This window comes from Pseudomonas sp. ENNP23, from assembly GCF_001728945.1.
Classification (GTDB): Bacteria; Pseudomonadota; Gammaproteobacteria; order Pseudomonadales; family Pseudomonadaceae; genus Metapseudomonas; species Metapseudomonas otitidis.
On sequence record NZ_LYSP01000019.1, the window covers coordinates 34,092 to 48,379 of the forward strand.

Here is a 14,288-nt window from a genome sequence, read left to right on the forward strand (position 1 = left end):
GCCTTACTCCTTGGCCACCAGCTTGACCGCGCGATTGGCGCGGTCCACGGGGCGGACTTGCTGCCCCTCGCGCAGCACCTGGACGCCGGCTGCGACGACCCAGTCCTGGGCCTTCAGCCCGTCCAGCACCGGCACCCTGTCCTCGCCATAAGGGCCGACATGCACGGTACGCCGCACCAGGGTGGAGGTGGCAGGGTCGACTACCCAGACGAACGGGGTCCCGGCCTCGGCGGTAAGCGCCGACAGCGGCACCGAGAGACTCTCGCCCCCCACGCCCTTCACGTAGACGCGGGCGCTCTGGCCCAGCTCCGCCGGCACCTGACCGGCGGTGAAAGCGACCCGCGCGGCGAAGGTGCGCGACTGCTGGTCCGCCGCCGGCGCCAGTTCACGGATGCGCGCAGGGAACTGGCTGCCCGGCTGGGACCACAGCTCTACCGCCACCGGCTGGTCCACCTTGAAGCGGTCGATGGCGTGCTCGGGCAGGCTGATCAGCACCTCGCGCTCACCATCGACGGCCAGGCTGAAGACCGTCTGCCCGGCTGCCACTACCTGGCCCACCTCGGCACGGCGGGACGCGATCACACCGTCCTGGGAGGCGCGCAGCACAGCGTAATCCGCCTGGTTGCTGGCGACGTTGTACTCGGCCTTGATCTGTTTGAGCCGCGCCTCGCCGGCGCGGTACTGGTTCTCGACGTTGTCGAACTGCGACTGGCTGATGAGCCTGCGCTCCAGCAACGTGCGGTAGCGATCACGCTCGGCGCGCACCAGTTGCAGGTTGGCTTCGGCGGCGGCCACCTGGGCGCGGGTCGCTTCCAGTTGCAGGCGCACGTCCTGCGGGTCCAGCTCGGCGAGGGGCTGGTCCTTCTTCACCCGGTCCCCCACCTCCACCAACCGGCGGGTGATCTTGCCACCAATGCGGAAGGCCAGGTCCGGTTCATAGCGGGCGCGAACCTCGCCGGCGTAGGTGTCCACGGCGTCCGCCGCGGGTTGAGGTTGCACCACCATGGCCGGGCGGATGATAGGCTGCGCGCTTTCACCATTGCCACAGGCACCAAGGAGAAGGGACAGGGACACGGGCAGAGCGAGGGACAGGGCATGGCGGTGCATGGTGAATGACCTTTCGCGACGTAAGGTTTTTTGAATATTTATACTGCCCGGTATAGTAAAAATAGCGAACTCACCAGTCCAGTATTAACGAGAAAATGTCAGACAATTCTTTGCAGAGCATCGGCCCGGGGCGCCCGAAGGACCCGGCGAAACGCGCAGCGATCCTCGAGGCGGCGAAATCGCTGTTCCTCAGCAAGGGCTACGACGGCAGCAGTATGGACGCTATCGCCGCGGAAGCCGGGGTCTCGAAGCTCACGGTTTACAGCCACTTCACCGACAAGGAGACACTGTTCTCCGCTGCGGTGAAGGCCAAGTGCGAGGAGCAATTGCCGGAGCTGCTGTTCCAGTTGCCCCATGAAGGCACCATCGAAAGCGTGCTACTGAACATCGGCCGGGGCTTCCACGCGCTGATCAACAGCCGCGAGTCCATCGAACTGCACCGCCTGATGGTGGCGCTGGGCACACAGGACCCGAAGCTCTCGCGGCTGTTCTTCGACGCCGGCCCACAGCGCATCCTCAACGAGATGGAGCGCCTGCTGGCCCGCGCCAACGACGCCGGCAAGCTGAACATCGACAAGCCGTTGAACGCCGCCGAGCACTTCTTCTGCCTGATCAAGGGCGGGCACAACTTCCGCCTGCTGATCGGCTGTTGCGCCGCACTGGAAGGACCAGGTGCCGAGCAGCACGTGCAGGAAGTGGTAGGCCTGTTCCTCAAGGCCTACCGGGTCGAGGCCTGAGACCCAGGCGAGCAGAAAAAGGCCGGCGGCCCCCCCCAAAGGCATTCGCACTCAGCCCTTGGCGAGGGCTTTCTTCGGGTAGATGTCGTAGCGGCTGGACTTGCCTTCCAGGGCGTAGCTCGGCTTCGGCCCCTCGATGATCGGCGCCTTGCGGGGGCGCTTCACCACCACCCGATGGGTGGCCAGGTCCAGAGCGGTAGCCAGCAGCGCCGGGGCGTCCAGGTCATCCCCCACCAGGGGGCGGAACAGGCGCATTTCCTTCTTCACCAGGGCGCTCTTGTCCCGGTGCGGGAACATCGGATCGAGGTAGATCACCTGGGGCGGCTCGTCCGTCCACTCGGCCATGCGGGTGATCGCATTGCCGGTCAGCAGGTGCAGGCGGGCGGCGATGGGGGCCACGTCGAGATCACGCGCAGCGCGGGCCAGGCCATCTTCCAGCAGGGCCGCCACCAGCGGCTGGCGCTCGATAAGGTGCACTTCGCAGCCCAGGCTGGCGAGCACGAAGCCATCGCGCCCGAGCCCCGCCGTGGCGTCCAGCATCCGAGGCCGAATACCCGGCTGGATGCCCACCGCCTTGGCGATCATCTGCCCTGCCCCGCCACCGAACTGACGCCGGTGCGCCGCAGCCCCTTCAACGAAATCCACCCGTACCGGGCCGGGCGCACCCGGCACCAGTTCCACCAGTTGCAGGCCGTCGTCGCCCAGTTGCAGGGCGAAGTCCGCTTCGCCGTTCAGGGGCAGGCTCAGGCGCTCGGCCCAGGCCCGAGCCTCGGCCTCCAGGTGAGGCGCCAGGGCCTCGACCCTCACCCGGGCCGTTTGTTGCTCGTCGTTCATCAGGGGGTCCATCGAATCGAATGGGCGGCATTTTGCCAGAGCCACCCACCCCGGGTCAGCGGCACCGGCGGAACAGCCCCATGTCGAGGTGGAAATGGTCACGGTGGGCGGCGTTGTAGTCCGGCCCCAGGGTGACGTGAAAGGTGTCGCAGGCAGCCTGGTGCGCCTGGCGCAGGAAGCGTGCGGCATCGCCCTGACCGCTCCAGTCTCGGGCCACACTGATGCGCCGACCATCGGCCAACTGGAAGCCGGCGATGTCCAGGGCATTGGCATAGGCGTGCTGGCTGCGGCGCTGACTGGTGCCGATATTGCGGCAGGCGAAGCTGCCCAGGTGGTCCACCCGCGCCACCGGCTGGCCGAACACTTCGCGGGCGGCCGGTTGAAGGCCGTGTCGCTCGAACAGCGCCCAACCCACCGCCACTTCGCAGGTGGCCAGGAAGCTGCTGCTGAAGCGCACGCCGGACGCACTCACACGCACCGCGTTCTCCACCGGGCAGCCCGGGGCCGGCACGCTGTCGGGCACCGTCTGGTAGCGCATCCCCGCGCTGTCCAGGGCCTGCTTGCAGAGCCGGGGGTCGGCCTGCAGGCGCATCAGCTTGAAGGACGTCAGCAGGTTCGGTGGCTCACGCACGTCCAGCGGGGCCCAGGGGTTCCAGCGCGGGGGCACCTCGATCCAGCCCTGCCTCACCGCCAGCGGCAGCAGCACCAGCGCGAGGACGAGGCCCCCCAGCATTCGCCCACGTCGGCTCATTGCGGGGGAAACAGTGCGTTGATCCGGTCGAACGGCATCGCCTGCTGGGCAGCGGACAGGTCATGCCCGTGGAGCTGGCGCGCCGCTTCGAAGAACGCCCCGTAGGCCACCCGCGCCAGGTTGGAGCCCAGACTGACCCGACGCACGCCCAGCGCGGCCAGTTCGTCGAGGGTCAACGCCAGCGCTGGCGAGCCCACCAGGATGTTGACCGGCTTGGGAGCAACGGCGGCCACCACCTCGGCGATCTGTTCGCGGGTGGTCAGGCCAGGGGCATAGAGCACATCGGCGCCGGCCTCGGCATAGGCCACCAGGCGGCGCAGGGTATCGTCCAGGTCCGACCGGCCATGCAGGAAATTCTCTGCCCGCGCCGCGAGAGTGAAGGGGAAAGGCAGTGCCCGCGCGGCCTCAGCCGCTGCCTGGATACGCTCCAGGGCCAGCCCGGCATCGTAGATGGGCGCCTCTGGCCGGCCGCTGGCGTCTTCGATGGAGCCACCGACCAGACCGGCTTCCGCCGCCAGCCTCAGGGTCTCGGCGCAAGCTTCGGGGCTGTCGCCGTAGCCGTTCTCCAGGTCGGCCGCCACCGGCAGCGGTGTGGCCTCGACGATGGCGCGGGCGTTGCCCAGGGCCTCTTCCCGGCTCACCGCCCCTTCCGCATCCCGCCGCCCGAGGGAGAAGGCCAGACCGGCGCTGGTGGTGGCCAGGGCCTTGAAGCCCAGATGCGCGAGCATGCGGGCGGAGCCGGCATCCCAGGGGTTGGGCAGGACCACCAGGTCCGGCCCCTGGTGCAGGGCGGCGAAGTCTCGGGCGCGTTGGCTCTGGTCAGTCATGGGGGGTCGCTCCATCGAAGGCGGGGAGGCCCGACCTTACCCCAGGGGAACGGGAGCGGACAGATACACACAGTGCCCGGCGATCAGAGCAGGGCGAACTGCTCAACCGCCGGCGCCACCTCGGGTTCAGCCAGGGCGGGCAGGCCCGGCAGACGCCCCATCAGGCCGTCATGGAAGCGCCTGGCCTGGGCGGCAGCCAGGTGGTTGTCGGGGGTATGCAGGAACACATAGGGCGTGAGGCCCTCCTCGATCCAGCCAGCCACCTTGTCCAGCCACGGCTCCAGCCACACCTGGTTGGCGTCCAGATCGGGACCACCGATGAAGCGCACCTGCGGGGCGCGGCTGAAGGCTGCCGGGCGCACCGGTACGCGCGGCTTCTTCGATTGCGCGTGGCGCACGGCGGGGTCGTCGGATTCACAGGCGAACAGCGCCCGGGAATCCAGGCAGATGCGCTCCACACCACGCTCATGGAGCAGGCGGTTCAGGGCCTTCTCCTCCTCGCCCCGGGCGAAGAAGGCGTTGTTGCGCACCTCCACAGCGATGGCGCGGTGGGAGAAGCTGTCGAGCCACTCTGCCAGCTCGCCGAGCCGCAGCGGCCCGAAGCTTGCCGACAATTGCAGCCAGAGCGGCGCGACCCGCCCGCCGAGCGGTTCGAGCAGGTGCAGGAAAGCCTGGGTGGCCTCGACCTTGTCACGCAGGTCGCCTTCGTGACTGATGTCCCGGGGCAGCTTGGCGCAGAAGCGGAAGCCCTCCGGCATCCGCTCGGCCCACTGCTGCAGCGTGGCAGGCGCGGGACGGGCGTAGAAGGTGGTGTTGCCCTCGACGGCGTTGAACACCCGGGCGTAGTGCTCCAGGGTTTCCGCCGGGCGGACATCGTCAGGGTAGAGGGAACCGCGCCAGGCTGGCTCGTTCCAGGACGGGCAGCCGAGGAAGTACGGCAGCATCAGGCGTAGAGGTCGAGCCCGAGGACTTCCGGCGCACCGCCTTCGGAGGCGAAGCTGGCCGTGGTGCTGTAGCTGGCAATGGCCAGGTAGGCCCGGTTGCTGAGGTTGCGAGCGACGGGCTGCTGCAGGTCCTGGAGGCGCGCCGGCAGGGCATCGCTGCTGGCGTTGCTCGCCTCCACCTTGCGCGGCTGAGCGACCTGCTCGAAGCCCTGGGTATTGGCGGGAGTGGACGGGACGTCACGACGCGACTCGACCTCGCGCTGCACCTCGCGGAAAGCAGTGGTCGCGCTGCCCTGGCGAGGGCTGCGGTCCAGCGAGATGGAAGAGGTGAAACCGTCGATGCGCATTGCGAGCGTCTGCTGTCCCGAGGGTGGGCGTGAATGGTGTGGAATCTAGCCGGGCGCCGGGTGTTTTTCAATCGGCGCGGACGTCCGGCCATACCGGCCGTCGCCCATGGCGACCGCCGACGTTTCCCCTCAGAGCGGCGCCTTGGGGGTGGCCACGTTGTCACGCAGGTACACCGGTTGCGCCGCGTCGGCGGCAACGGCCTCGCCACGGCCCCAGGCAAAACCGGCCAGGGCGAGCAGGTCCTGGGCATGGGGCAGCAGGGCCGCGTCGCGCCCCTGGATCGGCACCGCCAGGCGCTCGCCGTAGGTGCCCCAGCCGGTGCCGGCGCCGAACCAGTCGCCCGCTGCATCGCGCGGCAGCGCCACCTGTTCAGGCGGCAGGACCGCCTCGACACCGGCCAGGCGCATCTCGCCGGCTTCCAGGCGGTAGCAGCCCCAGTAGACCTCGTCCATGCGCGCGTCGATGGCGGCGGCCACCTGGGTCACGCCCTGCTCCCGGTGGGCGCGCTGGGCCAGCACCGCGAGGTTGGAAACCGGTAGTACCGGGCGCTCCAGGGCGAACGCCAGCCCCTGGACCACGCCGATGGCGATGCGCACCCCGGTGAAGGCACCCGGGCCACGGCCGAAGGCGATGGCATCCACGGCGGACAGTGCGACCCCCGCCTCGCCCAGCAGGTCCTGGATCATGGGCAGCAGGCGCTGGGCGTGCTGCCGGGGGATCACCTCGTAATGGCTGAGCACGCGCCCTTCATGCAGGAGGGCGACGGAACAGGCTTCGGTGGCGGTATCCAGGGCCAGCAGGGTGGTCATCGGGGCATCCAGGTGAGCGAAAAAAGGCGCGCATTATAAACGCCAACGGCCCGCAAGCGGGCCGTTGGTCGGGCTGATCGCGAAGGATCAGGACAGGGCGGCGAACACCTTGGCGGTGATCTCGTCGACGCTGCCCACGCCGGCGACGGCGCTGTACTTCGGCGTGCCTTCGGCGGCCGACAGCTTCTGGTAGAAGTCCACCAGCGGCTTGGTCTGGGAGTGGTACACGGAGAGGCGATGACGCACGGTCTCCTCGGTGTCGTCCTTGCGCTGCACCAGATCTTCGCCGGTGACATCGTCCTTGCCCTCGACCTTCGGCGGGTTGTAGACGACGTGGTAGACGCGGCCGCTGCCCTCGTGAACGCGGCGACCGGCGATGCGCTGAACGATCTCCTCGTCATCGACGGCAATCTCGACCACGTGGTCGATGCTCACGCCTGCTTCCTTCATGGCCTCGGCCTGGGGAATGGTGCGCGGGAAGCCATCGAACAGGAAGCCGTTGGCGCAATCGGGCTGGGCAATGCGTTCCTTGACCAGGTTGATGATCAGGTCGTCGGACACCAGGCCACCTGCATCCATCACGCTCTTGGCCTTCAGGCCCAGCTCGGTACCGGCCTTCACGGCGGCACGCAGCATGTCGCCGGTGGAGATTTGCGGGATGGAGAATTTCTTGGTGATGAAACCAGCCTGGGTACCTTTGCCGGCACCGGGCGCCCCCAGCAGAATCACGCGCATCGATGTGCTCCTCAAGAATTGTTTTGAAGTCTTCGGATTCGCCTCGTGGGGCCAATCTCAGTATCGGTTTCGGCGTCTTCGAGCGGCCAAAAGGTTGCTCAAGATACACAGCACCCCTATAGCGCACAAGCCGTCGAAAGTCGGAGCCAAAGGCCCTCTAGCCGGTGTTTCGCAGGCCCGCGGCGATGCCTGCCACGCTCACCAGCAGGGCCAGTTGCAGGGGGTCCTCCACCCGGCTTCCAGCCGCTCTGGAACGGGCCAGCAGCTCGGTCTGCAGCAGATGAAGCGGGTCCAGGTAGATGTTCCGCACGCCGATCGCCTCGCGGGTCTCCGGACTGAGGGCGAGCAGCTCGGAATGACCGGTCACGCGCAGTACCGACGCACAGGCCTGCGACAATAGGTCGCGTAAATGCGCACCCAGCGGACGCAGGCCGTTTTCCACCAGACGCTCGTCGTAGAGCGCCGCGATCGGCGCGTCGGCCTTGGCCAGGACCATCTCCAGCATGTCGATGCGGGTGGCGAAGAACGGCCAGCCCTCGCGCATGCGCTGCAGCAATGGCCCTTCGCCGCGCGCTTGCGCCCCCTGCAATGCACGCTCCCAGCCCAGCCAGGCCGGCAGCATCAAGCGCGTCTGGGTCCAGGCGAAGATCCACGGAATCGCCCGCAGGCTCTCGATGCCGCCGGCCCTGCGCTTGGCCGGCCGACTGCCCAGGGGCAGCCGACCCAGCTCCTGTTCGGGCGTGGCCTGGCGGAAGTACTCGACGAACAGCGGGTGCCCGCGCACCACGTCGCGGTAGCCGGCCAGGCCGTCGGCGGCCAGCCGGTCCATGGCCTCGCGCCAGGCCGGTTCGGGCTCCGGCGGCGGCAGCAGGGTCGCCTCCAGCACGGCGGCCAGGTAGAGGTTGAGGTTCTGCTCGGCCACATCCGGCAGGCCGAATTTGAAGCGGATCATCTCGCCCTGCTCGGTGGTGCGGAAACGCCCCGCCACCGAACCCGGCGGCTGCGACAGGATGGCCGCATGGGCCGGACCGCCGCCGCGCCCCACCGTGCCGCCCCGGCCATGGAACAGCAGCAGTTCGACGCCATGCCGGGCGCACACCTGTACCAGCGCTTCCTGGGCACGGTACTGGGCCCAGGCGGCGGCGGTGGTGCCAGCGTCCTTGGCCGAATCGGAGTAGCCGATCATCACTTCCTGCGGGCCGCAGAGACGCGCGCGGTAGTCCGCCAGGCCCAGCAGCCGGTCGATGGTCGGTGCGGCGTTGTCCAGGTCCGCCAGGGTCTCGAACAGCGGGACCACGCGGATCGGCCGTTGCAGCCCGGCCTCCTTCAGCAGCAGTTGCACGGCGAGCACGTCCGAAGGTGCCCCCGCCATGGAGATCACGTAGGAGCCGAGGGACGCCGCCGGCGCCTGGGCCACCACACGGCAGGTGGCGAGCACCTCGGCAGTGTCCTCGCCGGGCTGGTGATGGGGCGGCAGCAGCGGGCGCGGATTGGCCAGCTCGCGCTGGAGGAAGGCCAGGCGCGTGTCCTCGTCCCACTGGCTGTAGTCGCCCAGCCCCAGGTAGTCGGTGATCTCCGCCAGGGCGGCGCGGTGGCGGGCCGAGTCCTGGCGCACGTCCAGGCGCACCAGGAACAGGCCGAAGGTGGCCGCACGGCGCAGGCAATCCAGCAGCGCGCCGTCGGCGATCACCCCCATGCCGCAGGCATGCAGCGAGCGGTGGCAGAGTTCCAGCGGTTGCAGCAGGTCCTCGTTGTCCTGCAGCACGTCGGTGCCGGGCAACCGCTCGCCGTCCAGCGCGGCCTGGGCCCAGGCACGGGTGGCGCGCAGGCGCTCGCGCAGTTGCTTGAGCAAGGCGCGATAGGGCTCGGCCTGTTCGCCGCCGACGCGCGCCAGCAATTCATCGCTGGCGCGCTGCATGGACAGCTCGGCTGCCAGGTGATCGACGTCCCGCAGGTACAGGTCGGCCGCCATCCAGCGGGCCAGCAGGAGCACCTGGCGGGTGACTGCTGCGGTGACGTTGGGGTTGCCGTCGCGGTCGCCGCCCATCCACGAGGCGAAGCGCACGGGCGCGGCGCGCAGGGGCAGGTGCTCGCCGGTGGCGGAGAACAGCGCCTGGTCGGCCTTGCGCAGCACGTTGGGCAGCGCCTGCCAGAGGGAGTGCTCGATCACCGCGAAGCCCCATTTGGCCTCGTCCACGGGGGTCGGCCGCTGGCGGCGGATCTCGTCGGTGTGCCAGGCCTCGGCGATCAGCCGGCGCAACGCCAGGTGCACGGACTCGCGCTCCGCATCGGTGAGGTCGTCATGGTCCAGACGGGCCAGTTGCGCTGCCATGGCGTCGTACTTCTGGATCAGCGTCCGCCGCGCCACCTCGGTGGGGTGGGCAGTGAGCACCAGCTCGATGTCCAGCGTCGCCACCTGGCGGGCCAGCGCATCGGGGGCGTGGCCGGCCTGACGCAGGCGCTGCAGCAGTTCCGGCAACACGCGCTGCTCGAACGCCAGCGGCTCACCCGGTGCCTGGCGGCGTACCCGGTGGTACTGCTCGGCGATGTTGGCCAGGTTGAGGAACTGGTTGAAGGCACGGGCCACCGGCAGCAGTTCATCGGTGGTGAGGTCGGCGAAGGACGCCTCCAGCCGCTGGCGCCCTTCTGCCACGCCCTGGCGCGCGGCCTTGGCGCCCTTGCGGATGCGCTCGATCTTCTCCAGGAAGGCATCGCCCCACTGGTCACGGATGGTGTCACCCAGCAGTTCGCCGAGCAGGTGGACGTCTTCACGCAGGCGCGGGTCGATCTCCGCCATGGCAGGCCTCTCCGGTAAAGGGCAAGGAGGCTCCAGAGTGCCCACGCCAGGCAGCACTGGCAAGACCGCCGCCCTACCACGCGGCACCTGCGCTCCGGCTCGCTGCGGTCAAGGGCTGTGACCCTGCCTCGTAAATTTTCTTGAACATTTTCGACAGGCAGCCAGTCACACCCCATAAGCCAGGTCATTCGGAAAACGCCGCCTAAAAGCGGCTATCCGGCGCCAATAGGTATTCATTGGCGCGCATCTGGCAGGAAAGTAGCCATGAGGCCCCACCGGGCCGAGGTCACCAATGGAGCTGAACATGATGAAAAAGCGTGCTGCTGTAGCGAATCCGAGAACAGTGATGGCCGTGCTGGCCCTGGGCGCTACCGCCCTGCTCGCCGGCTGCACCGGCAACCCGCCGACCGAACAGTTCGCCGTCACCAACACCGTGGTCAAGAGCGCGGTCGATGCCGGCGCTCCGCAGTACGCCCCGGTTGAAATGAAGACCGCCCAGGACAAGCTCGACCAGGCCGAGCGCCTGATGCGCGACGAGCGTTACGACGAGGCCCGCCGCATTGCCGAGCAGGCCGAGTGGGATGCCCGCGTGGCCGAGCGCAAGGCGCTGGCAGTGAAGGCCGAGAAGGTGCTGGACGACGCCCACCAGGGTGTCCAGCAGATCCGTGAAGAGGGCTCGCGCACCCCGATCCTGGTGCACTGAACCCCGGCCTCCGAACCCAGATAAGGATGATCCCCATGAACAAGCTGATCAGCGTTTCCGCCCTTTCCGTGCTGAGCCTGGCCCTGGTGGCCTGCGCCTCCAAGCCGAACCCGAACCTGGACCAGGCCCGCAGCAACTATTCCCAACTGCAGGCCGAGCCCCAGGCCAACAGCCTGGCCGCCCTCGAAACCAAGGAAGCCGGCGACATGCTCAGCCGTGCCGAGCAGGCCTACGCCGACAAGCAGGAGCCAGTGCAGGTCGATCACCTGGCCTACCTGACCAACCAGCGCATCGAACTGGCCCGCCAGACCATCAAGCAGAAGGCCGCCGAAGAGGCCCTGGCCAAGGCGCCGGCACAACGCACCCAGGCCCAACTGGACGCCCGCAACCAGCAGGTGGACGTGCTGCTCAACCAGCTCAAGGCCAAGCAGACCGACCGTGGCCAGGTGGTGACCCTGGGCGACGTGCTGTTCGAAGTGGACCGCGCCGAACTGACCCCCAACGGCATGCAGAGCGTGCGCCAGTTGGGCACCTACCTGACCCAGAACCCGGACCGCCAGGTGGTGATCGAAGGCTTCACCGACAACACCGGCACCGTCGACCACAACCTGCGACTGTCCCAGGCCCGCGCCGACTCCGTGCGCCGCGCGCTGGTGGCCATGGGCGTGAACCCGAGCCGCGTCACCACCCACGGCTTCGGCAAGGACTACCCGGTGGCCAGCAATGACTCGCCCTCCTCCCGCGCGCTGAACCGCCGGGTCGAGGTGACCATCGCCAACGGCCCCGGCCCGGTCACGCCCCGCGCCCTCTGAAGACACCGCGCCCATGAAGAAGCCCGCCTGATGGCGGGCTTCTTCATGCAACGGCCTTCACTCAATGCCGCCCATGCACCCCCGGCACATGCAGGTGCCCCGCCTCGGCGCAGGCTTCGGACACCACGCTGGGCGGTGCCGGCTGCTCCAGCTCCCGCAGGATGCCGCACGACTCGCTGCTGCCGGCGCCCTGGCACTGGGCGCGCAAATCCCGCAATTGGTCCTGCAGGGCGCGCAGCTCGGCGATGCGTACCTCGACGTGGTGGATGTGCTCGTCGATCAGCCGGTTCGCCACCGCGCAATCGGCCTCGGGGTTGTCCCGCAGGCGCAGCAGCTCGCGGATCTCCTGCTGGGTCATGTCCAGCGAGCGGCAATGGCGGATGAACGCCAGGCGCTCCACATGGGCCTGGGTATAGAGGCGGTAGTTGCCCTCGCTGCGCGCGGGCTCGGGCAGCAGGCCCTCACGCTCGTAGTAGCGGATGGTTTCCACCGGGCATTCGGTCAGCCGGGCCAGTTCACCGATCTTCATGAACAGCACTCCTTGACTCTGTAGTTGCTACAGGGTGTGCAATGACGCCCGTACCGTCAATGGAGTCCGCCATGAGCCAGGACAATTGCTGCAACCACAACCACGGACGTGCGGCCACAGCCAGGCCGAAGACAGCCTACGACCATCACGACCACGACCACGACCACGACCACGACCATCAGCCTGCGGGCCCCGCGCCGGCGCTGCACGCCCCGGACGCCACCCTCGGCGAAGCACGCTGGAGCAGCCTGCGCATCGAGGCGATGGACTGCCCCACCGAGGAGCGCCTGCTGCGCGATGCCCTGGGCAAGGTCCCGGCCATCGAGGCCCTGGAATTCAACCTGATGCAGCGAGTGCTCAAGGTCCGCCACCGCTTCGTCGACCTGGCGCCGCTGCAGCGACTGGTGGCTCAGCTCGGCATGCAGGCCGAACCCCTGGAGGCTGGCGAGCCGGCACCGGCCGAGCGCCGCAAGCCCTGGTGGCCGCTGGCCCTGGCCGGCGTCGCCGCCCTGGCGGCCGAAGCCTGCGAGTGGTTCTCCATCGGCCCGGGCTGGCTGGAAGCCGGGCTGGCAGTGCTGGCCATTCTCACCGCCGGCCTGCCCACCTACCGCAAGGGCTGGATCGCGCTGAAGAACCTCAACCTCAACATCAACGCGCTGATGAGCATCGCCGTCACCGGCGCCATGCTGATCGGCCAGTGGCCGGAAGCGGCCATGGTCAGCGTGCTGTTCGCCATCGCCGAGCAGATCGAGGCGCGCTCCCTGGAACGGGCGCGCAACGCCATCCGCGGCCTGCTGGACCTGGCGCCGGAACAGGCCACCGTGTGGCGGGACGGCACCTGGCAGGCGCTCTCTTCGCGCGAGGTGGAAGTCGGTGCGCGAGTGCGGGTACGCCCCGGTGAACGCATCGCCCTGGACGGCGAAGTGCTGCGCGGCCGCTCCAGCGTCAACCAGGCGCCCATCACCGGCGAGAGCCTGCCGGTGGAGAAGGAGCCGGGCGATAGCCTGTTCGCCGGCAGCATCAACGGCGAGGGCGAGCTGGAATACAGCGTCACCCACGCGGCGGGCGACAGCACCCTGGCGCGCATCATCCACGCCGTGGAGGAAGCCCAGGGCGCGCGGGCGCCGACCCAGCGCTTCGTCGACGCCTTCTCCCGCGTCTACACCCCGGTGGTGTTCCTCATCGCCGTCGCCACTGCTGTGGTGCCGCCGCTGCTGCTGGGCGGGCTGTGGCTGGACTGGATCTACCGCGCCCTGGTGCTGCTGGTGATCGCCTGCCCCTGCGCCCTGGTGATCTCCACGCCGGTCACCCTGGTCAGCGGGCTCGCCGCCGCAGCGCGCAGCGGGGTGCTGGTCAAGGGTGGGGTGTTCCTGGAAATGGGCCGCCAGCTCGCCTGGGTCGCCCTCGACAAGACCGGCACCCTGACCCACGGCCAGCCGACCCAGACCGACCACGAACGCCTGCGCGACCTGCCGGGCCACGACCCGCGCCAATTGGCGGCCAGCCTGGCCGCCCGCTCGGACCACCCGGTGTCCCAGGCCATCGCCCGCGCTGCCGAGGCCGACGGCGTCGCCCTGCTGGAGGTGGACGAGCAAGCCGCCCTGCCCGGCCGCGGCGTGCGCGGCCAGGTCGCCGGTCACACCTGCCACCTGGGCAACCACCGCCTGGTGGAGGAGCTGGGCCTGTGCTCACCCGAACTGGAGGCGCGCCTGGATGTGCTGGAACGCCAGGGCAAGACGGTGATCGTGCTGCTCGACGAACAGGGCCCGCTGGCGCTCTTCGCCGTGGCCGACAGCGTGCGCGAGACCAGCCGTGAAGCGGTGGCCGAACTGCACCAACTGGGGGTGCGCACCCTGATGCTGACCGGCGACAACCCCCACACCGCTGCGGCCATCGCTGCCCAGGTGGGCATCGACGAGGCGCGCGGCAACCTGCTGCCGGAAGACAAGCTGGCGGCGATTCGCGAGTGCCAGGCCGGCGGCAAGCGGGTCGGCATGGTCGGCGACGGCATCAACGACGCACCGGCCCTGGCCCGTGCCGACATCGGTTTCGCCATGGGCGCGGCGGGCACCGACACCGCCATCGAGACTGCCGGCGTGGCGCTGATGGACGACGACCTGCGCAAGCTGCCGCAGTTCATCCGCCTGTCGCGCCGGACCTGGTCGGTGCTGGTGCAGAACATCGCCCTCGCCCTGGGCATCAAGGCGGTGTTCCTGGTACTCACGCTGATGGGCGAAGGCACCCTGTGGATGGCGGTGTTCGCCGACATGGGCGCGAGCCTGCTGGTGGTGTTCAACGGCCTGCGGCTGTTGCGCGGCGTGAAGTAGAGGAGCGGCATCGCCCGGCTGCGGCGCA

General features: G+C 69.0%; 14 protein-coding genes. 4 read left to right on the top strand and 10 right to left on the bottom strand.

Annotation, left to right across the window (positions count from 1 at the left end; genetic code table 11):
- Window positions 1-3 precede the first annotated feature (3 nt).
- Window positions 4-1,107 carry an efflux RND transporter periplasmic adaptor subunit gene (locus tag A9G05_RS12625; RefSeq protein ID WP_069561315.1) on the bottom strand — a complete coding sequence of 368 codons (1,104 nt, stop codon included), beginning with the start codon at window positions 1,105-1,107 and terminating at the stop codon, window positions 4-6.
- 95 nt (window positions 1,108-1,202) lie between these two features.
- Here A9G05_RS12625 and A9G05_RS12630 point away from each other — a divergent pair, with 95 nt between their 5' ends.
- Window positions 1,203-1,844: a TetR/AcrR family transcriptional regulator gene (locus A9G05_RS12630; RefSeq protein ID WP_069561316.1), complete on the top strand. Its 642-nt coding sequence runs from the start codon at window positions 1,203-1,205 to the stop codon at window positions 1,842-1,844.
- A gap of 51 nt (window positions 1,845-1,895) precedes the next feature.
- On the opposite strand, the gene A9G05_RS12635 is transcribed toward A9G05_RS12630, so the two are convergent.
- The 8 genes from A9G05_RS12635 to ppc all read right to left on the bottom strand — a co-directional run bounded on the left by A9G05_RS12635 (window position 1,896) and on the right by ppc (window position 9,889).
- A complete protein-coding gene (locus tag A9G05_RS12635; protein ID WP_069561317.1) occupies window positions 1,896-2,678 on the bottom strand; it encodes a class I SAM-dependent methyltransferase in 783 nt (260 codons plus the stop codon).
- Window positions 2,679-2,733: 55 nt separating this feature from the next.
- Window positions 2,734-3,411, bottom strand: a complete 678-nt coding sequence (locus tag A9G05_RS12640) for an extensin family protein (protein ID WP_083265725.1) — start codon at window positions 3,409-3,411, stop codon at window positions 2,734-2,736.
- 14 nt (window positions 3,412-3,425) lie between these two features.
- Window positions 3,426-4,256: an isocitrate lyase/phosphoenolpyruvate mutase family protein gene (locus A9G05_RS12645; protein WP_069561319.1), complete on the bottom strand. Its 831-nt coding sequence runs from the start codon at window positions 4,254-4,256 to the stop codon at window positions 3,426-3,428.
- Between the two features lie 83 nt (window positions 4,257-4,339).
- Window positions 4,340-5,200 (bottom strand): DUF72 domain-containing protein, encoded by an 861-nt coding sequence (locus A9G05_RS12650; RefSeq protein WP_069561320.1) that lies wholly within the window; start codon window positions 5,198-5,200, stop codon window positions 4,340-4,342.
- Window positions 5,200-5,547 carry a hypothetical protein gene (locus A9G05_RS12655; protein WP_069561321.1) on the bottom strand — a complete coding sequence of 116 codons (348 nt, stop codon included), beginning with the start codon at window positions 5,545-5,547 and terminating at the stop codon, window positions 5,200-5,202. Before A9G05_RS12655 ends, A9G05_RS12650 begins: the two co-directional genes overlap by 1 nt.
- 129 nt (window positions 5,548-5,676) lie before the next feature.
- Window positions 5,677-6,357 (bottom strand): tRNA (adenosine(37)-N6)-threonylcarbamoyltransferase complex dimerization subunit type 1 TsaB, encoded by a 681-nt coding sequence (gene tsaB, locus A9G05_RS12660; protein ID WP_069561322.1) that lies wholly within the window; start codon window positions 6,355-6,357, stop codon window positions 5,677-5,679.
- A gap of 87 nt (window positions 6,358-6,444) precedes the next feature.
- The gene (gene adk, locus A9G05_RS12665) at window positions 6,445-7,092 is read right to left on the bottom strand and encodes an adenylate kinase (protein ID WP_069561323.1); all 648 of its coding nucleotides are present in this window, start codon (window positions 7,090-7,092) and stop codon (window positions 6,445-6,447) included.
- A gap of 157 nt (window positions 7,093-7,249) precedes the next feature.
- The gene (ppc, locus tag A9G05_RS12670) at window positions 7,250-9,889 is read right to left on the bottom strand and encodes a phosphoenolpyruvate carboxylase (RefSeq protein WP_069561324.1); all 2,640 of its coding nucleotides are present in this window, start codon (window positions 9,887-9,889) and stop codon (window positions 7,250-7,252) included.
- A gap of 292 nt (window positions 9,890-10,181) precedes the next feature.
- On the opposite strand from ppc, the gene A9G05_RS12675 reads away from it, so the two are divergent.
- Both A9G05_RS12675 and A9G05_RS12680 read left to right on the top strand, forming a co-directional pair.
- Window positions 10,182-10,592 (top strand): DUF4398 domain-containing protein, encoded by a 411-nt coding sequence (locus tag A9G05_RS12675; protein WP_069561325.1) that lies wholly within the window; start codon window positions 10,182-10,184, stop codon window positions 10,590-10,592.
- A 35-nt stretch (window positions 10,593-10,627) separates the two neighbouring features.
- Window positions 10,628-11,404 carry an OmpA family protein gene (locus A9G05_RS12680; protein ID WP_069561326.1) on the top strand — a complete coding sequence of 259 codons (777 nt, stop codon included), beginning with the start codon at window positions 10,628-10,630 and terminating at the stop codon, window positions 11,402-11,404.
- 61 nt (window positions 11,405-11,465) lie between these two features.
- On the opposite strand, the gene cadR is transcribed toward A9G05_RS12680, so the two are convergent.
- Complete coding sequence (gene cadR / locus A9G05_RS12685; RefSeq protein ID WP_069561327.1) at window positions 11,466-11,933, bottom strand: Cd(II)/Pb(II)-responsive transcriptional regulator; 468 nt, start codon at window positions 11,931-11,933, stop codon at window positions 11,466-11,468.
- Window positions 11,934-12,004: 71 nt separating this feature from the next.
- On the opposite strand from cadR, the gene A9G05_RS12690 reads away from it, so the two are divergent.
- Window positions 12,005-14,260 (top strand): heavy metal translocating P-type ATPase, encoded by a 2,256-nt coding sequence (locus A9G05_RS12690; protein ID WP_139131144.1) that lies wholly within the window; start codon window positions 12,005-12,007, stop codon window positions 14,258-14,260.
- The last annotated feature ends 28 nt before the right edge of the window (window positions 14,261-14,288 follow it).

Excerpts from the sequence above, each read along its gene's own strand:
- A9G05_RS12635 (WP_069561317.1), bottom strand. The coding sequence starts at position 2,678 with ATGAACGACGAGCAACAAACGGCCCGGGTGAGGGTCGAGGCCCTGGCG.
- A9G05_RS12640 (WP_083265725.1), bottom strand. The coding sequence starts at position 3,411 with ATGCTGGGGGGCCTCGTCCTCGCGCTGGTGCTGCTGCCGCTGGCGGTG.
- cadR (WP_069561327.1), bottom strand. The coding sequence starts at position 11,933 with ATGAAGATCGGTGAACTGGCCCGGCTGACCGAATGCCCGGTGGAAACC.
- tsaB (WP_069561322.1), bottom strand. The coding sequence starts at position 6,357 with ATGACCACCCTGCTGGCCCTGGATACCGCCACCGAAGCCTGTTCCGTC.
- A9G05_RS12650 (WP_069561320.1), bottom strand. The coding sequence starts at position 5,200 with ATGCTGCCGTACTTCCTCGGCTGCCCGTCCTGGAACGAGCCAGCCTGG.
- A9G05_RS12645 (WP_069561319.1), bottom strand. The coding sequence starts at position 4,256 with ATGACTGACCAGAGCCAACGCGCCCGAGACTTCGCCGCCCTGCACCAG.
- A9G05_RS12630 (WP_069561316.1), top strand. The coding sequence starts at position 1,203 with ATGTCAGACAATTCTTTGCAGAGCATCGGCCCGGGGCGCCCGAAGGAC.
- A9G05_RS12680 (WP_069561326.1), top strand. The coding sequence starts at position 10,628 with ATGAACAAGCTGATCAGCGTTTCCGCCCTTTCCGTGCTGAGCCTGGCC.
- A9G05_RS12675 (WP_069561325.1), top strand. The coding sequence starts at position 10,182 with ATGGAGCTGAACATGATGAAAAAGCGTGCTGCTGTAGCGAATCCGAGA.
- A9G05_RS12625 (WP_069561315.1), bottom strand. The coding sequence starts at position 1,107 with ATGCACCGCCATGCCCTGTCCCTCGCTCTGCCCGTGTCCCTGTCCCTT.
- adk (WP_069561323.1), bottom strand. The coding sequence starts at position 7,092 with ATGCGCGTGATTCTGCTGGGGGCGCCCGGTGCCGGCAAAGGTACCCAG.
- A9G05_RS12655 (WP_069561321.1), bottom strand. The coding sequence starts at position 5,547 with ATGCGCATCGACGGTTTCACCTCTTCCATCTCGCTGGACCGCAGCCCT.
- ppc (WP_069561324.1), bottom strand. The coding sequence starts at position 9,889 with ATGGCGGAGATCGACCCGCGCCTGCGTGAAGACGTCCACCTGCTCGGC.
- A9G05_RS12690 (WP_139131144.1), top strand. The coding sequence starts at position 12,005 with ATGAGCCAGGACAATTGCTGCAACCACAACCACGGACGTGCGGCCACA.